Genomic DNA, 6,578 nt, shown 5'->3' with positions numbered 1-6,578 from the left:
GCGTTCGGTATCAGCGGCACGAACGCTCATGTGATCCTCCGGGACGCGCCCGTGGCCGAGCAGCGAGCGCCCGTGGCCGAGCGGGCTGCGCCTGCGGCCGAATGGACGGCGGGTGGTACGCCGCCGGAGCCCCGGACACACCCTCGGGCCGTACCGCTGCTCGTGTCGGCCAAAAACGAAGAGGCACTGCGCACTCAAGCGCAGCGGCTGCGGTCTCACCTGGACGAACACCCCGGGGCGACCCCCGCCGACCTGGGCCTGGCGTCGGTCACCACCCGTGCCACGTTCGAGCATCGCGCCGTCGTAGTCGGTGCCGACCACGCGGAACTGCGTGACGGGCTGGCGGCGCTGGCTACGGGGGAGAGTGTCGCGAACACCGTGCGCGGCCTTGGGGGTCGCGCTCCCGAGGTGGCGTTCGTATTCCCCGGTCAGGGTGCGCAGTGGGCCGGGATGGGCCGTGACCTGATGAAGGGGTGTCCGGCGTTCCACGAGCAGATGACGACGTGCGCCAAGGCGTTCGAACCGTACCTCGACTGGTCGCTGCTCGACGTGATCAGCGGCGCGGACGGGTCACCGTCGCTGGAACGCATCGACGTGATCCAGCCGGCGCTGCTGGCGATGATGGTGTCCCTCGCCGCGGTCTGGCGTGCGTACGGGGTGACACCCGCCGCGGTGGTCGGCAACAGCCAGGGTGAGATCGCCGCCGCCCACGTGGCCGGGGCGATCTCCATTGATGACGCGGCCCGCATCATCGCCCTGCGCAGCAGGCTCTTAGTCGAACGGATGCTGGGCCGTGGCGCGCTGGCGTCGGTCGCCCTGCCGCCCTTGGAGATGTCCGTACGGCTGGCGCGGTGGGGTGACCGGCTCAGCATCGGCGGGGTCAACGGTCCCCGCCTGGTCACCGTCGCTGGTGACGCCGTGGCGCTGGATGAGCTGGTCGCGGAGCTGACCGCCGACGGTGTCCGGGCCCGGACCCTGGAGTCATCGGTCGCCACCCACTGTGCTCAGGTGGACGGTATCCGTGCGGAGCTGATGGACCTCCTGCGCCCGGTCACGGCCGCCCGAGCGCGGATCCCCTTCTACTCGACGGTCACCGGAGAGTTGCTGGACGCCACCGGCATGGACGCCGAGTACTGGTACGCCAACACCCGCGAGCCGGTGCTGTTCGAGCGGGCCACCCGCGCGTTGCTGGCCGCCGGAATCGGCGTGTTCGTCGAGGTGAGCCCGCACCCGGTAGCAGGGTTCGGGATCCAGGAGACGCTGGACGACACCGGCGGGGACGCCCTGGTCGTGGGCACGCTGCGGCGCGGGCAGGGCGGTCCCGACCGTCTGTTGACCTCCCTCGCCGAGGTTCACGTCCACGGCGTCGCCGTCGACTGGCGGCCGGCCTTCACGGATCTGGACGCCCTCCCGGCCGCGCTGCCCACCTACGCCTTCCAGCACCAGCGGTACTGGCCGGACACCACGGCGGCCTCCCAGCCCGCCGATCTGGCTGCGGCGGGCCAGGACGCGCTGGGGCATCCGGTGCTGAGCGCGGGCGTTCGGCTCGCCGACGGTGACGGCCACCTGTTCACCGGGCGGATCGCCCCGGCGGCCCACCCCTGGTTGGACAGCCAGGCCGTGGCCGGGCTCCGGCTGCTGCCCGCGGCGGTCCTGGTGGACCTGGCGATCCGGGCGGGTGACGAAGTCGGTTGCACGGTGCTGGACGAGCTCACCCTGGCCGAGCCCCTGGTCGTGGCGGACTCCGGCCGCGTCCAGATCCAGGTCCGGATCAATGCACCGGACGCTTCGGGACGCCGCCCGCTCACGGTGCATGCCCGGCCCGAGGAGGCGCCCGCGGAGGCGGCGTGGACCTGCCATGCCACCGCGACACTGGCCGACCGGCCGCCCGCGGCGGCGTTCGAGCTCCACACCTGGCCGCCGCCGAATGCGTCACCGGTGGACGTCGACCGGCTGTATGAGGATCTGCTCGGTCACGGGTACCGCTACGGACCGGCCTGCCAGCGGCTGGCGAAAGCCTGGCGGCGGGGAGCGGAGCTCTTCGCCGAGGTCGTCCTCGATTCCGGGAGCGGGGCTGACGGGTTCCGCCTGCATCCCGCGCTGCTCGACGCGGGCCTGCACCTGATCCTGTGGGATCGGATGATCTCGGGGGGCAGTGCGATCCCCGTGGTGCCCACGGCGTTCCGCGACATCCGCCTGTCCGCCACCGGGGCCACCACTGTGCGGATGCGGATCGCCCCGGCGGAAACGGACACGGACCCGGACAGGGACAGGGACAGGGACACGGTGTCGGTTGAGCTGGCCGACCACACGGGCGCACCGGTGGCGGCCATCGCATCGGTGGCCCTGCGTCCACTGGCGGCGGGCCGGCTGCACGCGCGCCACGATGCGGTGGCCGACGCGCTGTTCGCCCTGGACTGGGTTCCGCTCGTGGCTCCGGCCGTACCAGAGCCGGGCCGGGCTGCGGCCGTACCGGAGCCCGGCCCGCGGGGGTGGGTGGTGGCGGGACCGGATCCCCTCGGACTGCGCACGGCGCTGGACCGGGCCGGCATCCACGCCCGTGCGTGCCCGGAGCTGACCGAGGCCGCTGGTGAGGGCACCGAGGCGGTGGTGGTGACCTGCGTCCCGAACCCAACTGACGAATCGCCGGCGGCCGTGCGCACGGCTCTGCATCGAGTGCTCGGGCTGGCCCAGTCCTGGCTGGCCGACGATCGGTTCGCTTCCGCCCGGCTGGTCGTAGTCACCCGGGGCGCGGTGCCCGCGGAAGCGCACGACGACGTGCCGGACCTGGTGAACGCCCCGGTGTGGGGGCTGATCGCGTCCGCCCAGTCGGAGAATCCGGACCGGTTCACACTCGTGGACCTCGACGGCGATGAGGCGTCGTATCGGGCATTGCCCGCGGCGGTCGCCTGCGGCGAGCCTCGGCTCGTCATCCGGGCGGGCGTGGTCCTGGGACAACGGCTCACCCGGGCGGCGATCCCGGCCGTCGATCCCGCCGGGTGGGATCCGGACGGCACCGTGCTGATCACAGGCGCCACCGGCACCCTGGGCGGGTTGGTCGCCCAGCACCTGGTCGCCGAGCACGGCGTCCGGCATCTGTTGCTGGCCAGCCGGAGCGGCCGTCAGGCCGCCGGTGCCACGGACCTCGAGGCCGAACTGACGGCGCTGGGCGCCCAGGTGACGGTGGCCGCCTGCGACATCGCCGACCGCGCCGCCCTGTCCGCCCTGCTGGCCTCGATACCCGCCGGGCACCGACTGACGGCGGTCGTGCACGCCGCGGGTGTACTCGACGACGGGATCCTCAGCTCTCTGACGCCGGCGCGGGTCGACGCCGTGCTGCGGCCCAAGGTGGACGCGGCGTTGCACCTCCATGAACTCACCCTCGACCGGAACCTGGCCGCCTTTGTGTTGTTCTCGTCGTCCGTGGCCCCCTTCGGCAGCCCGGGCCAGGCCAACTACGCGGCCGCCAACACGTTCCTGAACGCGTTGGCCCACCGCCGTCGGGCCGCGGGGCTGCCGGCGGTATCTCTCGGCTGGGGCTACTGGGCCCAGCGCAGCGGCCTGACCGGGCATCTGGACCAGGCCGACCTGGAGCGGCGGATGACGGGCAACGGCCTGCGGCCGATGTCCGCCGCGGACGGGTTGGCACTGTTCGACGCCGCGCTCGCGGTAGACCGGCCCGTGCTGCTGCCGATGCGCCTGGACCTGCGGGCGCTGCGCGCGACCGGGGTCGTGCCGCCGTTGCTGCGCCTCCTGATCCGCACTCCGATCCGCCGGGTGGTGGACGCGGCTGGCGACATCCAGACGCTTGCCGAACGGCTGGCCGGGTTGACCGGCCCAGAACGGGACCGGGAACTGCTGGAGACCGTGTGCGCCACCGCGGCCGCGGCCCTGGGTCATACGTCCGCGGACGCCGTTGCGCCGCACCGGGCGTTCAAGGATCTCGGGTTCGACTCGCTCGCCTCGGTCCAGCTCCGTAACCGGCTGAGGGCGGCGACCGGCGTACGGCTGCGGGCGACGCTGGTCTTCGACTTCCCGACGCCCGCCGCGATCGCCGGTCACCTGCGGAGCCAGCTGTTTCCCGCCGAGTCCGCCGGCCCGGACGAGCAGCCGGGTAGCACGTTCGACTCGATGGACGTCGAGACACTGGTACGGCTGGCTCTCGACGGCGGCTCCTGAACTGTCGGACGTCCTTGGAACCGCCGGAGGTCCCTGAACGATCGGAGGTCATGGTGGCTTTATCCCCCGAGAAACTCGTCGAGGCGCTGCGCGCGGCGATGAAGGAGAACGAGCGTCTGCGGCGACTGGCCGCCGACCTGACCGAGCCCATCGCGATCATTGGGATGGCGTGCCGCTACCCGGGTGGCCTGCGGTCGCCGGAGGAGCTGTGGCGGTTCGTCGCCGCGGGCGGCGACGCCATCTCCGCCTTCCCCGACGATCGCGGCTGGGACACCGCGGACCTGCCGTACGCCGATGGCGGTTTCCTCCACGACGCCGCCGACTTCGATCCCGCCTTCTTCGAGATGTCGGCGCGTGAGGCCCTGGCCACGGATCCGCAGCAGCGGCTGCTGCTGGAGACCTCGTGGGAGGCGTTCGAGCGAGCGGGGATCGATCCGCTGTCGGTACGGGGTAGCCGCACCGGCGTCTACTTCGGCGTCATCTTCCACGACTACGGCTACCGGCTGCGGCCACCGCCCGCGGGAATCGACGGCTACGCCTACTTCGGCAGCGCGGGCAGTATGGCCTCGGGGCGGGTCTCCTACACGCTCGGCTTGGAAGGGCCCGCCATCACGGTGGACACCGCGTGTGCGTCCTCGCTGGTGGCGCTGCACCTGGCGAGCCAGGCCCTGCGGCGCGGCGAGTGCTCGCTCGCACTGGCCGGCGGCGTGTCCGTGATGTCCACCCCAGAGCTGTGGGGCGAGGTCACCCGGCAGGGACAGGGCCTGGCGGCGGACAGCCGCTGCAAGTCCTTCGCGGCGGCCGCGGACGGAACCGGTATCGCTGAGGGCGTTGGCGTCCTGCTGGTGGAACGGCTCGCGGACGCGCGCAGCAACGGGCATCCGGTCCTCGCGGTGATGCGGGGGAGCGCCGTCGACCAGACCGGCGCGAGCAACGGCTTCACGGCTCCCAGCAGCATCTCGCAGGAGCGACTGATCAGCCGGGCGCTGGCGGACGCCGGGCTGTCGCCGTCCGACGTGGACGCGGTTGAAGGGCACGGCACCGGCACCCCAATTGGAGATCCGATCGAGTTGCAGGCCCTGCTGGCCACGTACGGGCAGGGGCGGCCGTCCGATCGGCCGCTGTGGCTGGGCTCACTGAAGTCCAATCTCGGGCATACTCAGGCGGCCGGCGGGGTTGGCGGGGCGATCAAAATGGTGATGGCGATGCGCCATGGCGTGCTGCCCCCGACGCTGCACGTCGACGCACCGAGCCCGCATGTGGACTGGTCCGAAGGGGCGGTGGCGCTCCTCACCGAACCCGTGCCCTGGCCGGAGACCGGCAGGCCCCGCCGTGTGGGCGTTTCCGCCTTCGGGGTCAACGGCACCATCGCGCACGTGATACTTGAGCAGGACGCGGCGCCCGTGCCCGCCGAGCGGCCCGTGCCCGCCGAGCGGCCCGTGCCCGCCGAGCGGCCCGTGCCCGCCGAGCGCGGCGCGGGCCGTCAGGTGGTGCCGTGGCCGCTGTCGGCCCGATCCGAGGCTGCGCTGCGGGCACAGGCGGAACGGCTTCACGCACATGTGAACGAGCACCCCGACCTGTCGCTGACCGACATCGGGTTCTCGCTGGCGACGACCCGGTCTGCCCTGGAGTACCGCGCGGTGCTGGTCGCCGGTGACCGCGCGGAGTTCCTGCGGGGCCTGGCCGCGCTGGCCGAGGGCCTGACCGCGAGCCACGCGGCCGCGGGCGGCAGGCTCGCGTTCGTCTTTGCCGGTCAGGGATCGTGGGGTCCTGGCACAGGACGGGAACTGGCACGGATATTTCCCGTCTTCTCGGCGGCTCTGGACACGGTCTGCACGGCGTTCGACCAGCATCTCGAGATTCCGGTGCTGGAGATGCTGTGGGCAGGCGAGCGGGTGGACCCGCCGCAGGCCCACATGCGGGCGGCGGCTTTCGCAGTCGAGGTGGCGCTCTGCCGGCTGCTGGAGTCCTGGGGAGTGGCACCGGACATCGTCGTGGGATACGCGGCCGGTGAACCCTCCGCCGCCCACGTGACCGGCTCGCTCTCCTTGGCGGATGCGTGCGCCCTGGTGATGATGGAGCCATCGGCGTGCCACGAGGACAAGAACATTCCCCAGGACGTGACGACCGTGGTGGCGCTAAGCCCCGGCGTGCCGGACACTCTCCCGGCCAGGTCCACGCTGGTGTCGCTGCTGCCAGCCAGCCGGTCGGAAGTCCGCGCCGCCACCGACGCGCTGGCCTTACTCCACGCGCGGGGTATCGCGGTCGACTGGCGGGCCTTCTTCGCTGGCGTCGGCGCCCGGCGTCTGGATCTGCCCACCTACGCCTTCCAGCGTCGACGCTACTGGCTGGAGGCCGACACCACCTGCGCGCCTACCTCGCCGCTCAGCTTGGCCTAG

2 protein-coding genes are annotated in these 6,578 nt (G+C 72.5%); both read left to right on the top strand.

Features of this window, described 5'->3' with window-relative positions; translation table 11 throughout:
• The first annotated feature begins 51 nt into the window (after window positions 1-51).
• Window positions 52-4,179, top strand: a complete 4,128-nt coding sequence (locus NBW77_RS21555; protein WP_250280246.1) for a type I polyketide synthase — start codon at window positions 52-54, stop codon at window positions 4,177-4,179.
• Window positions 4,180-4,229: 50 nt separating this feature from the next.
• Window positions 4,230-6,578, top strand: a complete 2,349-nt coding sequence (locus NBW77_RS21550; protein WP_250280245.1) for a type I polyketide synthase — start codon at window positions 4,230-4,232, stop codon at window positions 6,576-6,578.

It is taken from the genome of Frankia sp. Cppng1_Ct_nod (assembly GCF_920656135.1).
Lineage (GTDB): Bacteria > Actinomycetota > Actinomycetes > Frankiales > Frankiaceae > Protofrankia > Protofrankia meridionalis.
This window is presented reverse-complemented; position numbering and strand designations above follow the sequence as displayed.

Bases quoted from the DNA above. Each gene is read 5' to 3' on its own strand.
- NBW77_RS21550 (WP_250280245.1), top strand. From the start codon at position 4,230: ATGGTGGCTTTATCCCCCGAGAAACTCGTCGAGGCGCTGCGCGCGGCG.